The sequence below is a fragment of the Kitasatospora brasiliensis genome (assembly GCF_032654805.1).
In the GTDB taxonomy this organism is placed as follows: Bacteria; Actinomycetota; Actinomycetes; order Streptomycetales; family Streptomycetaceae; genus Kitasatospora; species Kitasatospora brasiliensis.
Window position 1 is genome coordinate 554,148 of the sequence record NZ_JAUOOW010000007.1, and the last position, 19,628, is coordinate 573,775.

The 19,628-nt window shown below is 73.5% G+C and carries 10 protein-coding genes; all 10 read left to right on the plus strand.

Annotated features, from left to right (window positions below; genetic code table 11):
- The first annotated feature begins 178 nt into the window (after window positions 1-178).
- Window positions 179-2,062 (plus strand): B12-binding domain-containing radical SAM protein, encoded by a 1,884-nt coding sequence (locus tag QWJ13_RS28285; protein ID WP_316527985.1) that lies wholly within the window; start codon window positions 179-181, stop codon window positions 2,060-2,062.
- Window positions 2,063-2,305, plus strand: coding sequence for a hypothetical protein (locus QWJ13_RS28290; RefSeq protein WP_316527986.1), 243 nt, complete (start codon window positions 2,063-2,065; stop codon window positions 2,303-2,305).
- 155 nt (window positions 2,306-2,460) lie between these two features.
- Window positions 2,461-3,207, plus strand: a complete 747-nt coding sequence (locus QWJ13_RS28295; RefSeq protein WP_316527988.1) for a thioesterase II family protein — start codon at window positions 2,461-2,463, stop codon at window positions 3,205-3,207.
- Between the two features lie 84 nt (window positions 3,208-3,291).
- Complete coding sequence (locus QWJ13_RS28300) at window positions 3,292-7,230, plus strand: condensation domain-containing protein (RefSeq protein WP_316527989.1); 3,939 nt, start codon at window positions 3,292-3,294, stop codon at window positions 7,228-7,230.
- Window positions 7,227-12,578, plus strand: coding sequence for a non-ribosomal peptide synthetase (locus QWJ13_RS28305; RefSeq protein ID WP_316527990.1), 5,352 nt, complete (start codon window positions 7,227-7,229; stop codon window positions 12,576-12,578). Before QWJ13_RS28300 ends, QWJ13_RS28305 begins: the two co-directional genes overlap by 4 nt.
- A 73-nt stretch (window positions 12,579-12,651) precedes the next feature.
- Window positions 12,652-15,015, plus strand: coding sequence for an amino acid adenylation domain-containing protein (locus QWJ13_RS28310; RefSeq protein ID WP_316527991.1), 2,364 nt, complete (start codon window positions 12,652-12,654; stop codon window positions 15,013-15,015).
- On the plus strand, window positions 15,012-16,298 hold the full coding sequence (locus QWJ13_RS28315; protein ID WP_316527992.1) for a cytochrome P450: 1,287 nt from the start codon (window positions 15,012-15,014) through the stop codon (window positions 16,296-16,298). Before QWJ13_RS28310 ends, QWJ13_RS28315 begins: the two co-directional genes overlap by 4 nt.
- A 34-nt stretch (window positions 16,299-16,332) precedes the next feature.
- Entirely contained in the window at window positions 16,333-17,094 is a 762-nt protein-coding gene (locus tag QWJ13_RS28320) for a thioesterase II family protein (protein ID WP_316527993.1), read from the plus strand.
- Between the two features lie 85 nt (window positions 17,095-17,179).
- Window positions 17,180-18,340, plus strand: a complete 1,161-nt coding sequence (locus QWJ13_RS28325) for an epoxide hydrolase family protein (RefSeq protein ID WP_316527995.1) — start codon at window positions 17,180-17,182, stop codon at window positions 18,338-18,340.
- Window positions 18,341-18,561: 221 nt separating this feature from the next.
- Window positions 18,562-19,620, plus strand: coding sequence for a hypothetical protein (locus QWJ13_RS28330; RefSeq protein WP_316527996.1), 1,059 nt, complete (start codon window positions 18,562-18,564; stop codon window positions 19,618-19,620).
- The last annotated feature ends 8 nt before the right edge of the window (window positions 19,621-19,628 follow it).

Below are 19,628 nucleotides of genomic sequence, written 5' to 3' on the forward strand. Positions count from 1 at the left end.
AGGGTGATCAGCGGCGGAGAACGGCTGTAGGGGTGTTCCCTGACTGGTCGTCCGCGGCGGGTTGCGAAAGATTGTGAAGCACACGGACTCGATAACTCGGAGCGAATCCAGGACGGAATCCGAGCCGACGGACGGGAATGCAATGCGCCTGACTCTTGTCCAGCCGCCCAACGGTTTCATGGACCATTACGATCTGGCTCCGCCGTTGGGTCTGCTGTCACTCGCCGCGGTGGTCCGGGAGGATGGCGTCCAGCCGACCCTGGTCGACTTCAACTTGCGGGTCATGCAGGACCCCTCGCTCGCCGACGAGAACTTCTACGAGCGGGCCGTGCGGATGATCGCCGAGACCGAGCCCGACGTGGTCGGCTTCACCTCGATGGTGGTCGAGTCGCACGTCTGCCTGGAGCTGGCCCGCCGCCTCAAGGAGCAGCGGCCGGAGCTGGTGACGGTACTCGGCGGACCGCACTTCTCCGCCATCACCGAGCAGGTGCTCACCACGTACGGCTGGATCGACTACGTGGTGGCCGGCGAGGGTGAGCGCGCCTTCCCGGACCTGATGCGCAAGCTGCGCGGCGCTCCCGACGCACCCGCCGAGCTGGTCAACGTGGCCCACCGGAGCGAGGACGGCGTCGTCCTGCGTCGAACGCTCAAGGGAATGAGCGGACTTGACGAACTCCCCTTCCCCGCCTACGACCTGGTGGACGTCGAGGAGTACTTCGCGCTCAACCCGATCCGGCTGCTCAACGTGGACCACGGCCGGGGCTGCATGTTCCGCTGCTCCTTCTGCTACAGCCCGGGCCACTGGGGTCAGGGCGAGCAGGTGAAGAGCGCGAACAAAGTCGCCGACGAGGTCAAGCGGATGTACGAGATGGGTGCCCGGCACCTGTTCTTCGTCCAGGACAACCTGGTCAACTCGGTGCAGGTGACGAAGGATCTGTGCGAGGCACTGACCGAGTCCGGCACCGGGATCACCTGGAACGCGTACGCCACCATGCAGCGGCTCACCCCGCCCCTGCTGGACGTGCTGGCCGCGGCCGGCTGCACCGAGCTCTTCGTCGGCGTGGACGCGATCACCAGCAAGGCGCAGAAGAGCTTCGCCAAGCACTTCTACAAGGGGTGGGAGTCGCTCAGGACGCGACTGACCGACTGCCTGGAGCGCGGCATCGTCCCGACCTGCGCCTTCATGATCGACCCGCCGCTCGACGGCGACCACACCGCCACGAACGAGGCGCTGACCACCGCGCTGCTGGCCCGCAATCTCGGCTGCGGCATCCGGCTCAACACGCTCACCGTGTACAACAGCACGGCAACCGAGCAGGAGTTCGAGAACGTCGAGCGCAGCTACACCGAGCTCAAGCCCAGGCTGCTGCTCGACACTCCGGCGATGGTCTACCGGAACCCGTACGCCCAGCAGGACCCGTCGCTGTACCCCTTCCACAGCACGGTCCTTCCGCCGGCGGTCTACACCCGCTTCGTCACCGGGATGCACGCCGCGTACACCCTGTTCACCAGCTTCCCCCGGACCCTCCTGCAGTACGTGATGGTGGACGGCGGATCGCTGTGGCAGCTGCTCGAACGCGTCGTCGACCAGGTCGGCGACCTGATCGAGATCGAGCCCCGCCTGCGCAGGCCGCTGGAGCGCAAGTGCTTCCAGGAGCTGTTCGGACAGCTGGAGGTCTCCAGCACCGTCCGGGACGCCTTCAACCTGGAGAGCGCCGAGCTTCGGGTGAGCCTCTCCGTACACCGGCCGACCGTCCAGGTGTACAGCGGTGGCGAGCACCGGATCTATCGCGCCGAGGCGCACGAAGTGGTGCGGCTCCATGAGTCTCTCACCGACCTGGCCCGCGACGACGGGGCCGAGCCGGTGGAGAGCCCGGGGGACTACCTGGTCCTCCGGGAGGCCGGTTCCATCAGGTACTTCCAGCTGACCGACGAGGCGGTCGGAGAGCTCCACCGGGTCCAGGCGGCCACGGTGGACTCCGGGACCGTCGAGCTGAGCGGCGAGGTCCTGGAGGAACTGGCAACCGTAGGAGTACTCAGCCCAGTGAAGGAGGTTGTGTAAATGGCTCTGCTCGCCGATCTCGGCATCCGCCGCCAGGCGCCCGTGCGCCTGGCCCAGGAGGGCATCGCCCACGAGCGTTTCGCTCAGGAGGGCATCGCCCACGAGCGTATGGCCCAGGAGGGCATCGCTCACGAGCGTTTCGCTCAGGAGGGCATCGCCCACGAGCGCTTCGCCCAGGAGGGCATCGCCCACGAGCGCTTCGCCCAGGAGGGCATCGCCCACGAGCGCCTCGCCCGGCGCTGACCTGGTGCCCGGGGGCCGCTCTGTGCCGCAGCCGCGGTGCGGGACGGCCCCCGGGTCGTCGTCCCCGAGCCTTCCCCGGCTCCGCCCGGTGGCCGCTCCCGAGCCGGCCGGGCCCGTCCCCTTCCGCAGCCGTAGCCCCGAAAGGCCCGCGCACCGTGCTGTTCCGTGACTGGACGCGCCGTCCAGGCGCCGCCCTCACCCTGCTCTGCCTTCCGCCCGCGGGCGCGGGCGCCCACCTGTTCCGCGGCTGGGCTGCCCGACTACCCGCCCAGATCGCCGTGATCGGTGTCGAACTCCCCGGCCACGGCGGCCGGTTGGCCGAGGCACCGGTGACCGATCTGACCGCTCTGATCGAGGGCCCGCTGCGCAGTGAGGTGAGCGGGCTGCTCGACCGGCCGCTCGCCGTCTTCGGCCAGAGCATGGGAGCCCACCTCGGGCTGGAACTCTGCCACGCCCTCGCCCGGGACGGAGACTGGCAGCCCGCCCTGCTGGCCGTCGCCGCGGCACCCGTCATCGAGGACCTGCCCCTGCCCCAGGACCGGGAGCTGACCGACCAGGAGGTCATCGACTTCCTGCGGTTCACCGGCGGCACCTCCCCCGACCTGATGGCCAACGACGAGTACCTCGCCCTGCTGGTACCGGTGATCCGCGCGGACCTCACCCTGATCGCCGGCCGTCCGGCGAACCCCGACCGGCCGCCGCTCGACTGCCCGGTCCGGGCCTACGGCGGCGCGTCGGACCCTGGCGTACCGGTCGAGGATCTGGAGTCCTGGCGTGCGCAGTGCACCGGCGACTTCCACTCGCGGGTCTTCCCCGGTGGGCACTTCTTCGCCCAGGAGCAGGAGGCCGAGCTGCTCCGCGAGCTGGAGCGCGAACTCCTGTCCTGTCTCGACCCGTTCTGACCGGCCCGCACCATGATCCCGCCCCGCGCCAGGGGCCCGCCCCGGGCCTGGGCCCGGTCCCCAGCCACGGAGGTGTGCGACAGAATGCGAACCGACCGACTCACCAGTGAGCAGCAGCGGCTCCTCAACCGACTCCTCGACGAGAAGGGGGTCGGCACCGAGCTGCCCGTGATCTCGCCGTGGACGGGCGACCGCACCGCGCTACCGCTCTCCTTCGCCCAGCAGCGGATCTGGTTCTTCGACCGGTTGCAGCCGTCGTCCACCCTCTACAACACGGCCGGCGCCGCCCGCCTGCGCGGCCCGCTCGACATCGCCGTCCTGCAGCGGTGCCTGGACGAGACCGTCCGCCGCCACGAGGTGCTGCGATCGACGTACCGGCTCGCCGACGGCGCGTCCACCAGCCGGGTCAATCCACCGGCCCCGGTGCCGCTCCCGGTGGTCGACCTGAGCGGACTGCCCGACCACGAACGCGAGCAGGCGGTCGTCGAGCACTGCCGCCGGGAGGTCGACCGGCCGTTCGACCTCGAACACGACCTGATGCTGCGCCCGTTGGTCCTTCGGCTGGCCGAGCACGAGCACCTGCTGCTGCTGAGTCAGCACCACATCGCCACCGATGGCTGGTCGTTGGGCGTGCTGCTGCGCGAGATCGGCACCCTGTACACGGCCTTCGCCACCGGCCTGTCCACCCCTTTGCCCGAACCCGGCATCCAGTACGGCGACTTCGCCGTCTGGCAGCGCGACCACCTGGCCGGCTCGACCCTGGAGGACCAGCTCTCGTACTGGCGCCGACGGCTGGCCGGAGCGAAGGCGCTGGACCTGCCGACCGGGCGACTGCGCCCGGCGATCCGCAGCTGGGACGGCGGTTCGCTGCCCGTGGCCCTCCCCCCGGACCAGGTGAAGGCGCTGACCGCGCTCGGCGAGTCCGAGCGGGCGACCCCCTTCATGGTGCTGCTGGCCGCCGTCTCAGTGGTGTTCTCGCGCTGGAGCGGCCAGGAGGACCTGGTGATCGGCGTTCCGGTGGCCAACCGCAACCTGGCGCAGACCGAGGCGCTGGTGGGCTGTTTCGTGAACACCCTGCCGGTGCGGATGGACGTCACCGGCTCGCCCACCTTCCGTGAGCTGCTCCGGCGGGCCCGGCAGGAGGCCCTGGACGGCTACGCCAACCAGGACGTCCCCTTCGAGAAGATCATCGAAGAGGTCAACCCGGAACGCGAGGTGAGCGCGCACACCCCGCTGATCCGGCACATGCTCGGGCTGCACAACACTCCGTCCCACGAGCTCACCCTCCCCGGTCTCGGCATCGAACTGGAGGCGCTGGACACTGGACGGGCCCGCTTCGACCTGGAGTTCGAGCTCTCCCCCGCGGCGGACGGCGGGCTGACCGGCCGGCTCTGGTACGCCTCGGACCTGTTCGCCCGGGAGACGGTGCAGAGCCTGCTGAGCGCGTTCCAGGCCCTGCTCTCCGGCGCCCTCGCCGACCCCGACGCACCCGTCGTGCGACTGCCGATGCTCACGGCGGAGGCGATCCGCCACCGGAGCGCCGCACCCGAACCCACCGGCGCCCCGGAGCCCACGGCCGTGCCGGACGGCTTGGCCGAGCGGGTGCGCGGCGTCCTGGCCGGCCGGCCCGACCCCACTCTGACCGTGGTCGGCGAGCTCGGCCCGGAACTCGCCCTGGCCCCGGCAGCCGAGGGCCGGCCGCCCATCGTGGTCCAGCACGGCGGCCGGCTCACCGCGGCCGACACCGCCCGGTTCGCCCTGCGCCACCCACGGGCGGAGGTGTACCAGTGCTACAGCCACCCCGCCCTCGGGCTGGTGGCGCTGGACCCGGTGCCGCTGGACGGTTCCACCGCCGCCCCCTCGGGGCGGATCCCGCTGCGGCGGGCACTGGGCGGCCTGCGCCTCGAAGTCCTCGACGGCCGCGGCGAGCCAGTACCGGACGGGGTGGCCGGCGAGCTCTGCGTCGGCGGTCCGGTCCGGCCGGCGGGCGACGGCCCGATGCCCGGGGAGACCTTCCCCGACCCGTTCCGGCCCGGCGCGCGGCTGCTGCGCACCGGCGACCGGGCCCGGCGCACCCCGGCCGGGCCGATCGAACTGCTCGGCCGCTACCAGGGCCACGCCGTGGTCCGCGGCCGCCCGCTGGAGCCCGGCGACCTGACCGCGGAGCTCGCCGCCCACCACCTGGTCGACCGGGCCCGCACCACCGTGCTGACCGGCCCCGACGGCAGCGCCGAACCCGTCGTCCACCTCACCCTGGCCGCGGGCCAGGGCCAGGGCCCGGCCGACGGGCGCCGCGCCTTCGTCTCCGCCTACACCCGCCAGCACCCGGAGGAGGACCCGGTCCGCGGCGGGAACGGCTGGACCAGTCCCCGGACCGGCGAGCGGCTGACCGCCGAGGCGATCCGCGAATGGGTCGACGGGGCTGCCAACACCATCCTCGAACTCGGCCCGCGCCGGGTGCTGGAGATCGGCTGCCGCACCGGCCTGCTGCTCTTCCGGCTGGCCCCGCGCTGCGAGTCCTACTGCGCCACCGACCTCTCCGCCCGGGCGCTCAAGCACATCGACGACAACCGCCACCGGCTGGCCGCCAAGGCCGCCGACGTGAAGCTGCTGGAGCGGGCTCCCGACGACCTGGACGCGCTGCCCGCCGCCTCCTTCGACACCGTCGTGGTCAACAGCCTGGTCGGCTACATCCCGGACGCCGACTACCTGGAGCGGGTGCTGCACGGAGCGATCCGGTTGGCCCGGCCGGGCGGCGCCGTCTACGTGGCGGACGTCCCCGCGCTCGCGCTGGCCCAGGCGGCGCTGCTGCCCGGCTGCCTGGCCGAGCTGCCCGGCGACACCCCGGCCCCGCGCGTGCGTACCGAACTGGCCCGGCGGGCCGCGACCAGCGGCGAGTTCGCCGTCGACCCCGCCTGGTTCCGGGAGTTCGCCGCCCGTACCCCCGAGGTGAGCCATGCGAGCGCCCTGGTCAGGACCGCCCGTCAGCGGCACGAGCTGAACCGCCACCGCTACGACGTCATCCTGCACCGCGCCGAGGCCCCGACCGGCACCCCCGCCGACGGCGGCCGCCCCGGGATCGCCTGGCGGGACGCCGGAGCCACCTCCACCGTCGAGGACGTCGTGCGTCTCCTCACCACCGAGCGGCCCGCCCTGGCCGGGCTGCGCGGCGTGCCGGACGCCGGCCTGGCCGCCGATCTCGCCCGCCTCCGGCTGCTGCGCGACCCCTCGGCCACCGCCACCGTCGCCGACCTGCGCGAGATCCCGGTGGACGCCGAAACGGGCGTCGACCCGGTCGAGCTGGCCGCCGCGGCGGCCGCGGTCGGCTACCGCGCGGCCTTCGGCCCCACCCCCGGCACCGCCGGCCGGCTCGACGTCCTGCTGCGCCACCGGGAGGCCGAGGCCGAACAGTCGCCGCTGCCGAGCCTGTTCGGGCTGGACGACCGGACGGACCGCCCCGGGCCCGACCCCCTGGTGAACGACCCGGGGTGGTCCGCCCGTGCGCGGACCGCCGAGGTGCTGCTCCGCAACCACCTGCGCGAACGGCTGCCCTCCCACGCCGTGCCGCGCCAGATCCAACCACTGCCGTACTGGCCCCTGGACAGCCGCGGCCGGCTCGACACCGCCGCGCTCCCCGTTCCGGCCGAGCTGCTCATCGACCACACCGAGCCGCCCGCCGAGCGGGACGGTGAGCCCGGCACCGCGACGGAGCGGGAAGTGGCCCGGATCTGGTCGGACGTCCTCGGGGCCGACCGGATCGGTGTCCACGACGACTTCTTCGCCCTCGGCGGCCACTCGCTCATCGGCGCCGAGGTCATCGACCGGCTGCGCGGCCATTTCGCGATCGACCTGCCGCTAGGCCAACTGTTCGAAACGCCGACGGTCGCGGCGGTGGCCAAGGCCATCGACGAACTCCGGGAGCAGCCGACCAGGAACGAGCCGATCCGGCGGATCAACCGGGCGGACTTCCTGCGCAGCGCCGCCCGCGGCACCGCGCCGACCGGAGGGGGGCCCGACGCATGACCGGCACCGCTTCCGCCCGCCCCCGGTCCCTGGTGGAGCTGCTGCGCTCCCGGGCTGAGGCCACACCCGAGCGGACCGCCTTCCACCTCCTGGCGGACACCGGCACCCGGGACCTCGGGTACGCCGAACTGGACGCCCGGGCGCGGGCCCTGGCCGCCACCCTGCTCGCCCGCGGGGACGTCCGGCACCAGCGCGCACTGCTGCTGCACCCGCCCGGTCTCGACTACCTGGTGGCCTTCTTCGGCTGCCTCTACGCGGGCATGGTGGCGGTCCCCGGCTACCCGCCCGCCGACCGGCGCAGCCTGGAACGGCTCACCGGGATCGCCGCGGACTGCACCCCCGTGCTGGCGCTGACCGACCGGGCCACCCTGGCCCGGGTGACCGCCTCGCTCGGCGACCCCGACTCGCTCCTGCCGGGGGTGGGCTGGCTGGCGACCGACGAACCGGGGGCCGACCCGGAGAGCTGGCGGCCGTACTCCCCCGAGCCCGAGCGGACGGTCTTCCTCCAGTACACCTCCGGTTCCACCTCGGCGCCCAAGGGGGTGGTGCTCAGCCACGGCAACCTGCTGCACAACGCCGCGATGCTGCGGCGGTCCCTGCGCACGGACGAGCGCAGCGTCGGGGTCAGCTGGCTGCCGCCCTACCACGACATGGGGCTGATCGGCGGGATCCTCCAGCCGCTCCACGACGGTTTCCCGTGCGCGCTGATGGCACCGATGTCCTTCGCGCGCAGCCCCATCCGCTGGCTGGAGGCGATCAGCGAGTACCGCGCCACCATCAGCCCGGCGCCGGACTTCGCCTACGCCGAGTGCGTCCGCCGGATCGGGGCGGACCAGCGGGCCGGCCTGGATCTCTCCAGTTGGCGGCATGCCCTGGTCGGAGCCGAGCCGATCCGGGCGCAGACCCTGGAGCGGTTCGCGGCCGCCTTCGCTCCGGCCGGCTTCGACCCCCGCGGCTTCTACCCCTGCTACGGGCTGGCGGAGGCGACGCTCTTCGTGACCGGCGGCCCGGCCGGCTCGGGGGCCCGGGTGGTCGATGTGGATCGCTCGGCCCTCGGCGAGGGCGAGTTCAGGGTCCGGCGACCGGAGGACCGCACCGGCGACGAGGTCGTGCGGCTGGTCGGCTGCGGGCGTGGCCACGACGAGGACACGGTGCTGGTGATCGACCCGCAGAGCCGCAAGCCGTGCCGGCCCGGCCGGGTGGGCGAAGTGTGGGTGAGCGGCCCGGTCGTCGCCCAGGGCTACTGGGGCTCGGCCGCCGCGACCACCGAGGTCTTCGGCGCCGAACTCGCCGACGGCAGCGGGCCGTTCCTGCGCACCGGCGACCTCGGGGCGCTGCACGGGGGCGAACTCTTCATCACCGGCCGCGCCAAGGAACTGATCGTGGTCCGCGGGCGCAACCACTACCCGCAGGACATCGAGCTCACCGCCGAGCGCGCCCACCCGCAGCTCCAGCCGGGTCGCGGCGCGGCGTTCGGGGTGGAGGGCGGGGCCGGCGAGCGGGTGGTCCTGGTGCACGAACTGGCCCGGGGGTTCGACCGGAAGGCGTTCGACGAGATCGGCGCAGCGGTCCGGGAGGCCGTCGTGGCCGCCCAGGGGATCGAGCTGAGCGACCTCGTCCTAGTCCGCCCGGGTGCGGTGCCGCGGACGTCGAGCGGGAAGATCCGCCGCCGCTTCTGCCGGGAGGAGTACCTGGCCGGGCGCTACGACAGCCTGCGGCTGAACACGGGCACGGGCACGGGCACGGGCACCGATACGGCGGCAGGGGCGGGCCCGGGGGCGGCGGTGCGGAGCGGGCCCGGGGCAGCGCTCAAGCGGCTACTGGCCGACGCACTGGACCTTCCGATCGAACGGATCCAGGACGAACTCCCGCTGCCATCCCAGGGATTGGACTCCCTGCGCGCGGCCCGTCTGAGTGAGCAGCTCTGGCAGCGGCTCACACTCGACGTGACCATCGAGGCGCTGCTCGGCGGGATCACCCCGGTCGAGCTGGCCCGCCTGGAGCCCGGACAGCCCGCCGGAGGGGCCGGGGCCGAGCAGCCCCGGCGCGGCGCCCCCGCGTTCGCCCCGGGCGCGGCTCCCGCCGTGTCGCCGGCCTCGCCCGGCCAGCGGCGCATCTGGGTGCTGGACCAGGCGGGCGCCGGCGCCGCCTACCGGATCGCCGCCGGGCTGCGGCTGCCCGGACCGGTGGACCGCTCCGCCCTGGTCCGCGCCCTGGTCGAACTCCAGGAACGGCACGAGGCCCTGCGGACCACGTTCCGACTGGACGACGACGGCCGACTGCTCCAGGAGGTCCGGCCGGGCGGCGACCTCGACGTGCCCCTCGTCCGGCTCCCGCCGGAGGCGGACGGGGCCTCGGCCCGCGACCTCGCCGCCGAGTGGTGCCGCACCGAGCAGGCCGCCCGCCCCTTCGACCTGACCCGCGAACTCCCGCTGCGCGCGGCCCTGCTGGCCACCCCGAGCGGTGAACACATCCTGGTCCTGACGGTGCATCACATCGCCGTCGACGGCTGGTCCTTCGGCGTCCTGCTGACCGACCTGCTCGCCCGCTACCGGGAGCGGTCGGCCGGCGAACCGACGCGATCGCCCGGCACCGCACCGCGGTTCGCCGATCTCGCCGCCTGGCAGCACGAGGTGCTGTCACCGCGCCATGCGCCGGCCGCGGCCCGCAGCCGGGAGCACTGGCGGCGGGCCCTCTCCGGGGCGGCGCCCCTGGAACTGCCCACCGACCGGCCGCGACCGACCGTGCCGTCCTCGTCGGGCGACTGGATCCCGCTCACCATCGAGGCCGAACTGGCCGAGGAGCTGTCCGAGTTCGCCCGACGGGAACAGGTCACGGTCTTCACCGTGCTGCTCACGGCCTTCGCCACGGTACTCGGCCGCTGGACCGGGCAGCAGGACGTGACGGTCTGCACCCCGGCCGCCGGCACCCGGCCCGAGGGGGCGGAGGGGGTGGTCGGCTTCGCGGCCACCACCCTGCCGCTGCGGATCAGCCTCGCCGGTGACCCGTCCCTGCGCACCCTGCTGCACCGGGCCGGGTCGGTCATCGCCGCCGCGGTCGACCACCGGGATCTGCCCTTCGAGGAGATGGTCGGCCACGCCCCCGGCGGCGGCGCGGGCCTCGCCCGCGCCGGGCTGGCACTGAACCCACCCCTCCCCCAGGTCGCCACCGGCTTCGCCGAGCCGTTCGAGATCCCGCTCCCCGGCGCCCAGTTCGATGTCTCGGCGCACCTCTCGCCCGGCACCGACGGAGGGTTCACCGGGCGGCTGGTCTTCGCCACCGAGCTGTTCGGCCGCCCGGCCGCCGAGCGGATGGCCGGAGCTCTGCGGACCGTCCTGCTCGACCTGCTCCGCACCCCGGAGCGGCCCACCGCCGAGGCGGCGCTGACCGGCGAGGCCGAACAGCGGAGGCTGGTCCACGGGCTCAGCGGCGCCGAGCGTGCCGCCCCGGTGAGCGGCAGCCTCGCCGAGCTCTTCGAACGGCAGGTGGACGCCACCCCGGAGGCGGTGGCCGTGACCGGCCGCGGCATCGACCTCAGCTACCGCGAGCTCGACTCCCAGGCCGACCGGCTGGCCCACCGGCTGCGCGCCCTCGGGGTCGGACCGGAGCACCTGGTCGCCGTTCACCTGACCCGCTCACCGGCCCTCGTGGCCACCGTCCTGGGCATCGCCAAGGCGGGCGCCGGCTATCTCCCGCTGGACGTCGACTATCCGGCGGAGCACCTGCGCTACCTGATCGAGGACGCGCGGCCCAAGGCCCTGATCACCGATGACGAAGCGGCCGCGCGGCGGCTGGCGGACGGTCTGACATCACGTCAATCACCGGATGACATCAGCCCATTGATCCTTCCCTGGCAGGACCTCACAGGGCCGGGCGGCAGGGTGAAGATGCCGGTCCACCCCGACCAGGCGGCCTACGTCATCTACACCTCCGGCTCGACCGGGCAGCCCAAGGGCGCGGTGAACACCCAGGCCGGGCTGGTCAACCTGCTGCGCCGACTGTGCGAACTCCATCCGCTGGGACCCGGCGACGCGGTGCTCCACCGCACCCCGCTCGGCTTCGACGTGTCCGTGCTGGAAACCCTCCGGCCGCTGGTCCGCGGTGCCAGGCTGGTGATCGGCGAGCCGGACGACCTGCGCGACTTCACCCGGCTCGGTCGGCTGATCCACGACCAGGGGGTCACCGAGGCGTTCTTCGTCCCCTCCATGCTGCGCGCCTTCCTGGCCTCGCCCGAGGCCGTGGCGGGCAGCGGCTCACTGCGCCGACTGCTGCTGATCGGCGAGGAGTTGACTCCGGCGCTGGCCGCCCGGACGCTGCGCCTGCTGCCCCGGACCGAGCTGCTCAACCTCTACGGTCCGGCCGAGGCCGCGGTCGCGGTCACCGACACGGCGATCCCGGCGCCCGCTGCGGACACCCCGCGGCTGCCGATCGGGCGGCCACTGACCGGGGCACCGGTCCTGGTCCTGGACGACCGGCTCCAGCCGGTGCCCGTGGGTGTCCCCGGCCAGCTCTGCCTCGGCGGCGTCCACCTGGCGCGCGGCTACCACGGCCGGCCCGGACTCACCGCGGCCCGCTTCGTGCCCGACCCGTTCCGGCCCGGCGAGCGGCTCTACCTCACCGGTGACCGCGGCCGCTGGCGGGAGGACGGGCTGCTCGAATTCCTCGGACGCCTCGACCACCAGGTGAAGATCCGTGGCCGCCGGGTGGAGCCGGGCGAGGTGGAAGCCGTCCTCGGCGGGCACCCCGCGCTGCGCGCCGCGGCCGTGGTGGCCGGCCCCGACGCCAACGGCGATCCCCGGCTGATCGCGTACGTGGTCGGCGCGGACGGCACCCCGGACCAGGCCGAGCTCCGCGCGCACCTGCTCGCCCGGATGCCCGAGCACCAGGTGCCGCGCACCTGGGTCGTGCTGCCCGAACTGCCGCTCAACCCCAGCGGGAAGGTGGATCGCCGCGCCCTGCCCGAGCCGTCCGGGCCGCTCGGCGCGGAGCGGCCCGCGCCCGAGCCGCCGAGCGACCCGGTGGAGCGTGAGCTCGCCGCCATCTGGGCGCAGGCGCTCGGCCTGGAGCGCCCGGTCGGCCGGGACGAGGGCTTCTACGAACTGGGCGGGCACTCACTGCTCGCCACCCGGATCCTCTCCAGGATCCGGGGGGCGTTCGGGGTCGAACTGTCGGTCGCCGAGGTGCTGCGCGGCGAGCTGACGGTGGCCACCCTGGCCGAGCTGGTCCGCCGGCGCCAGTTGGAGCACAGCGCGGACGCCGACCTGGCGGCCGCACTGGCCCGGCTGAACCGGCTCTCCAACCAGGAGGTCCTCGATCTGCTCGCCCACCACCGGGACGGCCGACCATGAGCGCCGCGGTGCGTCCCCGGACGCCGCTGCCCGCCCCAGCCGCACCCGTCCGTACCAGAGCGGAGGATTTCCGATGACCACGCCCACCACCGCCGACCACGTCGGCACCGTGTGGCCCGCCGAAGCCCGGCGAAGGGCGGTCCCGCTCCCCGGGCTCAGTGAGGCGCCCCTGCCCGCGGCACTCGCCGCGCTGGTCGCGGTGGTGCGGCGGCGCACCCTCCAGGAGACCGTCCGTATCGCGCTGCCCGGCGGCGGATCGGTCGGGGTGGGGCTGGACGACGACCCGTCCTTCGCCGCGCTCACCGACCGGCTGGCCGCCGCACTGGGCCCCGCCGGGCCCGAGCGGTCCGACCCCGCCGCGCCGCCACCCGACCTCGGCTACCGTGCCGAGCCCGACGCCGCACCCGCCTCCGACGCACCGGTCGAGCTGCTGATCACCTCGGCCGGTCCGCGACTGGCCCACGACCCGCTGCGGACCACGACCGCCGAGGCCGACCGGATCGCCGCCCTGTGCGCGGCCGCCTGGGCCTCCGGGCGCCGGGCGCCGGACACCCGGCTCTCCGAGCTCGGCCTGGTCTCATCCGCCGAGCGGCTCGCCATCGCCGCGCTGGAGGGCACGAGCACGCCCGCCACCCCGGTCCGTCCGATTCACGAGCTGGTGCACCGCCAGGCGCTGCGGACACCGGACGCACCGGCCGTCAGCGTCGGCCCGGTGGTGCTCGACTACCGCACGCTGGACCAGGCCGCCGACCGGGTGGCCGCGCGGCTGCGCCGCTGCGGGGTCGGTGCCGAGGAGGTGGTCGCGCTGGTCGCCGACCGCTCCCCCGACCTGATCGTCGCCCTGCTCGGCGTCCTCAAGGCCGGCGCCGCCTACCTGGCCCTGGACGGCGAGGTGCCCGCGGCCCGGCTCTCCGGCCTGCTGGCCGACGCCGGGGTCCGGCTGGTGCTGGCCTCCGCCGCCTCCGCCGCCCGGATACCCGAGGGGTTCTCCGTCCAGCCGCTCACCGAACCCGAAGCGGCGGCGCCCGCGCCGGCGGCCGAGGGCCCGGCCGGTGCCCACGCACTCGCCTACGTCAGCTACACCTCCGGCTCGACCGGCACCCCCAAGGGCGTGGCCGTCCCGCACGCCGCCGTCTCCCGCCTGGTCAACTCGCCGCGCTGGGCGGAGTTCACCGCCCAGGACGTGTTCCTCCAGGCCGCCCCGGTCGCCTTCGACGCCGCCACCCTGGAGATCTGGGCGCCGCTGTGCAACGGCGGACGACTGGCCCTGCTTCCCCCCGGCCCGGCCGACCTGGACCGGATCGCCGACACCGTGCGGGCCGAGGGCGTGACCGTCCTGTGGCTGACCGCCGGGCTGTTCCACCAGCTGGTGGCGCGGCGTCCGGACGCCTTCGACGGGCTGCGCCACGTGCTGGCGGGCGGGGACGTGATCTCACCGGCCGCGGTCGCGCAACTCTTCGCCGCCGCTCCCGGGCTGCGGTTCACCAACGGCTACGGCCCGACCGAGAACACCACCTTCACCGCCTGCGCGACCCTCGACGCGGCGGCCGACGGCGACACCGTACCGATCGGCCGTCCGATCGACGGCACCCGGACGCTGGTCCTCGACCCGCGGCTGCGTCCCGTCCCGGTCGGCGTGCCGGGCGAGCTGTACGCGGCGGGCACCGGGCTGGCCCGGGGGTACCTCGGCCGGCCCGGTGCGACCGCCGAGCGGTTCGTACCGGACCCGAGCGGCCGGGAGCCGGGCGCCCGGCTGTACCGCACCGGCGACCTGGTCCGTCGGCTGCCCGACGGCGACCTGGTCTTCCTGGGCCGGATGGACCGCCAGGTCAAGGTCAACGGCTACCGGGTGGAGCCCGCCGAGATCGAGGAGGTGCTGCTCGGCCACCCGGCGATCGGCGCCGCCGCCGTGCTCGCCCGCCCGGGCACCCCGGGCAGCGCCGGCGCCTCCGGCACCCGCCTGGTCGGCTACCTGGTGCCCGCCGACCCGGCCGCCGACCCGACCGGGCTGGTCGAGGAGGCCCACCGGGTGCTGCGCGAACGGCTCCCCTCCTACCTGGTTCCGTCCTGGCTGATCCCGCTGCCCGAGCTGCCGCTCACGCCCAACGGCAAGGTCGACCGCGCGGCCCTGCCGCCGGTGGTCAGCGCGCCACGCCCGGTCTCCAACCCGTACGTCGCCGCCCGGACCAGCCGCGAGCTGGTGATCGCGGAGATCTGGGCCGAGGTGCTGAAGCTGGACCAGGTCGGCATGGAGGACGACTTCTTCGAACTCGGCGGACACTCGCTGCTCGCCGCCGAACTGCTGACCCGTCTGCAGCTCGACCTGGGCGTCGAGATCTCCGCCCGGACCCTGTACCTCAGGCCGACGGTCGCCGAACTCGCCGAGGAAACAGACGAACGGCTCGCCGCCACGACAACCACCGAGGAGCACTCGTGATCATCACCCGCCCCGAGGGCGGCTCTGGCGCCTTCGACTTCGCCGCCGTCGACCTGGTCGACCCCACGACCTACACCCACGGCGACCCGCACGCGGTCTGGGACGCGATGCGCAGGCACGATCCGGTCTGCTGGCACCCGGTCGGCGACGACCTCGGCTTCTGGTCGATCACCAAGTACGAGGACGCCTCCTGGGTGCTGCGCGACCACACCGTCTTCACCTCGCAGCGCGGCACCCTGCTCAACCTGCTCGGCAAGGACGATCCGGCCGGCGGCCGCCAGATGGCCGCCACCGACCCGCCCCGGCACACCCGGATGCGCGAGCCGCTGCAGCGGGCGCTGACCATCAAGTCGGTGGAGAAGTCGGCGGAGCGGATCCGCCAGGAGGTCCGGCGGCTGCTCTCCCCGGCCCTGACCGGCAAGCCCTTCGACTTCGCCGAGACGGTCACCCAGCTGCCGATGGCCGTGACCGGCATGCTGATGGGTCTGCCTCCGGAGGACTGGCCGCTGCTCACCCGGCTCACCGTGATGTCGATCGCGCCGGACGACCCGGAGTTCACCGTCAACGGCGACGCCGAGGCGACCCTGCAGCTCGCCCACCGCGAACTCTTCGCGTACTTCTCCGACATCGTCCGCCACCGCCAGTCCGAACTGGACGACGGCCTGATCAGCCTGCTGCTCACCATGGAGGTCGACGGCCGCAAGCTGAGCCTCGGCGAGATCCTCTCCAACTGCTACAGCCTGCTGCTCGGTGCCAACGTCACCACCCCGTACGTTCCGACGGCCGCCTTCGCCGAGCTGATGGGCACCTCGTTGCTGGAGGAGTGGCTGACCACGCCGGAGCTGGTCGGCAGCGGCACCGAGGAGGCGCTGCGCTGGGCCTCACCCGCGAACCACTTCATGCGGTACGCCGTCAAGGACGTGACGCTGCGGGGCAAGACCATCCGCTCGGGCGACGCGGTGGTGGTCTGGCTCGGCTCGGCCAACCGGGACGAGGAGGCGTTCCCGGATCCGTTCCGCTTCGACCTACGGCGCCGGCCCAACCGGCACATCGCCTTCGGCAGCGGCGCCCACTACTGCGTCGGCCACACGGTCGCCCGGGTGAGCCTGCGGATCCTGTTCGAGGAACTGCTCACCGGCTTCTCCTCCGTCGAGTCCGCCGGGCCCGTCGAGCACCTCTCCTCGAACTTCGTCGCCGGCATCAAGCACATGCCCGTGACCGCCGCTCTGAAGCCCGAGGCGGAACCGCTGTTCGCCGCCGCCCGGACCGAACCGGTCCGCTGAGCCCGACCCCACGCCTCCAGGGAGACCCGCCCCCATGACCACACCACGCCGTTCCCGCTGGCTGCACCGCGATCCGGCGCCGGATGCCGGGGCCCGGCTGTTCTGCCTGCCGTACTCCGGCTGCGGCGCCAGCATGTACCGGCAGTGGCCGACCGCCGTCGGCGACCTCGACCTCTGCCCGGTCCAGCTGCCCGGCCGGGAGAACCGGCTGCGCGAGCCCTCGTTCGGCTCCTTCGAGGACCTCGCGAGTCAGCTCGCCGAGGAACTGCTGCCCTACCTGGACGTGCCGTTCGCCTTCTTCGGCCACTGCAGCTCCGCCCTGGTGGCCTACGAGACCACGCTGGAGCTCGCGCGGCACGGCTACCCGCTGCCGGTCCGCGTGTTCGTCTCCTCCCAGGTGCCGCCGCACCGGGGTGCGCACGGGCGCTTCCTGGAGATGTCCACGGCCGAGCTGGAGGAGGAGGTCCGCACCTTGATCACCCGGCTCGGCGGCACCCCGCGGCCGGACCTGGTGGAGCTCAGCCTGGAGGTGCTGCTCTCCGACGTCGCGGCGCACCGGCGCTACCGGCCCGCCCGGCCTGCCCCGCTGCCGTGCCCGGTCACCGCGCTCGGCTGGGACCAGGACGTCGAGGTGCCGCACGAGCTGATGGCCGACTGGCCGGACCTCGCGGAGACGGTCTTCCGCGTGCTGCCGGGGCCGCACTACGGCTTCATGTCCGCTCCGCCGCAGCTCCTCTCCGCCTTCCTCCAGGACATGGGCCGCCCCGCCGCCCTCACCGGCCTGCCGCCGGCCTGACTTCCCGTCACCCCGCCTGCCGCCGTAGCCGTTCCAGTACGCTCGGGGCCGTCCGTACCGACCGCTCCGTTCGAAGGACGTTCTGTTGGCATCCACGCCGTTCCGAATCGACATCCCAGAGCCCGTGCTGGACGACCTGCGCCACCGACTGCGCAGCGCCCGGCTGCCCAAGGGCCGCAGCGGGCAGCAGCCCTGGGCCGCCGGCACCGACCCGGCGTACCTGGCGGAGGTCGTCGCCCACTGGGCGGACGGCTTCGACTGGGCCGAGCGGCAGCGCGAGCTGAACGCGCTGCCGCACTTCCTCACCGAGGTCGACGGTACGGTGCTGCACTACCTGCACGTACGCGGCGTGCGCGCCGAGGGCGCACCCGCGCCACTGCCGCTCATCCTCAACCACGGTTGGCCGAGCAGCTTCGTGGAGATGCTGTCGCTGGTGCCGCTGCTGACCGACCCGGCCGCACACGGCGGCGACGCGGCCGACGCCTTCGACGTGGTGATCCCCTCGCTGCCGGGCTTCCTCTGGTCCCAGCTTCCCGCCGGACCGCTCACCCGGGGAGCGATGGCGGAACTCTTCCACCGCCTGATGACCGAGGAGCTGGGGTACCGGCGGTACGGCGTCTTCGGCGGGGACATCGGCGGCTCGGTCGGCTACTGGATGGCCGCCCGCCACCCGGAGCAGGTGGTCGGGGCGCACCTGATCCACCCCCCGGTGCCGCACGGGGCGCACGGAGCGGACCTCTCGGAGGCCGAACAGGCCTTCCTGGCCTGGGAGGAGGAGTACGACGAGGGCGACGACGGCTACAGCTCGATCCAGGCCACCCGCCCCGACACGCTGGCCGCCGCGCTGCTCGACTCGCCCGCCGGCCTCGCGGCCTGGCTCCTGGACAAGTACCGCGACTGGACGGACTGTTCGGGGGACCTTGAGAAGAGCATCGACCGGGACGTCCTGCTCACCGTGCTCACCCTCTACTGGGCCACCGCCTCCATCGACACCTCGTTCCGCTCCTACTACGACTACGGGCACAACGAGCCCCGGCCCCCGCTCACCGTGCCCGCGGGCTTCACGATCAGCAGGGAGCCGGTGATGCGGGACTTCCCCCGGGAGCTGAGCGAGCGGTGCTGTGCGGACATCCGGCACTGGCACGAGGCCGAGCGCGGCGGGCACTTCCTGCCGCTTGAGGAACCGCGGCTGATGGCGAGGGAGTTGCGCACCTTCTTCGGCCCGCTGCGCGCGACCGCCGTGTGACACCCGCGGTCCGTGAGGGCCCGGCTCCGACGAGGACGGGGCCGGGCCCTCTTGCGCTTCGCACCGCGGACCCCGGCGGTCGCCCGACCCGGCCCCGCCGCCCACTCACGTGAACCGACCCGAAGGTCCAGAGTTTCGTATCCCCCGTTCCTGTCACAAGATGATCTCAAGGCAGTTAGGTTGCTTGACGGGAACGTGACAGCGGAGGACGGGGGATCCAGGTGTCCAGCAGCGCGAATCGTTTGTCGAACGTCGCCCAACTCGATGAGCTCACTGCGAACGTCTACCACCGGATCGTCGAGATCGGCTACTACCGGAGGGCCGAGGCGGCAACGCGGTTCGGCCTGACCGACCAGCAGGCCGAGCAGGTGGAACGGTCGTTGACCTCACTGCGGTTGCTCCGCCCGGCGCCGGGCGAGTCCGGACAGTTCATCCCGGTGAGCCCGGACGTCGCCACCGTCGACCTGGTGGGCCACGCGAAAGCGCAGATCCTCGAACTCCAGCACGAGGTCTCGGAGATCCGGTCGATGATGCACGTACTGCGTCCAGCCTACTTCGAGGGTCGCCGCAAGCGGAACCGGGACGAGTCCTTCGACATCGTCACCGACCAGGCCTCGGTACAGGCGATCCTCCTGGAACTCGCCGAGAGCTGCCGATCGGAGATGCTCACCGTGCAGCCGGGCGGCGCCCCGCCGACCCGTGTGCTGGCCGCCGCCCTGCCGTCCAACCTCGCCATGCTGGAGCGCGGGGTGCAGATCCGGACGATCTACCAGCACACCGCGCGCAACGACCTCGCGACGCTCTCCCACGCCCACGCGATGATCGCGCGCGGCGCCCGGTTCAGGACGTCCGACCAACTCATCAACGGGCTCGTCGCCTACGACCGCGAAGTGGCCCTCATTCCCCACCGGAGCGCTCCGGATCAGGAACCGGGCGCGGCCATCGTCCGCGAGGCCTCCGTCGTCGGCTATCTCTGCGAGGTCTTCGACTACCTCTGGAATACCGCGACCCCGATCAGCCCGGGCGCCGGAGAAAGTGACGCCGATGCCGGAATCAGGCTGAAGCACTCCATCATCCGGCTGATGGCCCAGGGCCACAAGGACGAGATCGTGGCCCGCCGGCTCGGCATGTCGGTGCGCAACTGCCGCCGCTACATCGCCGAGTTCATGGAGGAACTCGGCGCCACCAGCCGCTTCCAGGCGGGCGTGAACGCGGCCCGCAGCTGCCTGCTCAACCGGGAGACCCCCGAGTCCCCGCCCGAGGCGTCCCAGGGCGGTTGACGACCGCG

Bases quoted from the DNA above. Each gene is read 5' to 3' on its own strand.
- QWJ13_RS28285 (WP_316527985.1), top strand. From the start codon at position 179: ATGGACCATTACGATCTGGCTCCGCCGTTGGGTCTGCTGTCACTCGCC.
- QWJ13_RS28290 (WP_316527986.1), top strand. From the start codon at position 2,063: ATGGCTCTGCTCGCCGATCTCGGCATCCGCCGCCAGGCGCCCGTGCGC.
- QWJ13_RS28300 (WP_316527989.1), top strand. From the start codon at position 3,292: ATGCGAACCGACCGACTCACCAGTGAGCAGCAGCGGCTCCTCAACCGA.
- QWJ13_RS28305 (WP_316527990.1), top strand. From the start codon at position 7,227: ATGACCGGCACCGCTTCCGCCCGCCCCCGGTCCCTGGTGGAGCTGCTG.
- QWJ13_RS28310 (WP_316527991.1), top strand. From the start codon at position 12,652: ATGACCACGCCCACCACCGCCGACCACGTCGGCACCGTGTGGCCCGCC.
- QWJ13_RS28320 (WP_316527993.1), top strand. From the start codon at position 16,333: ATGACCACACCACGCCGTTCCCGCTGGCTGCACCGCGATCCGGCGCCG.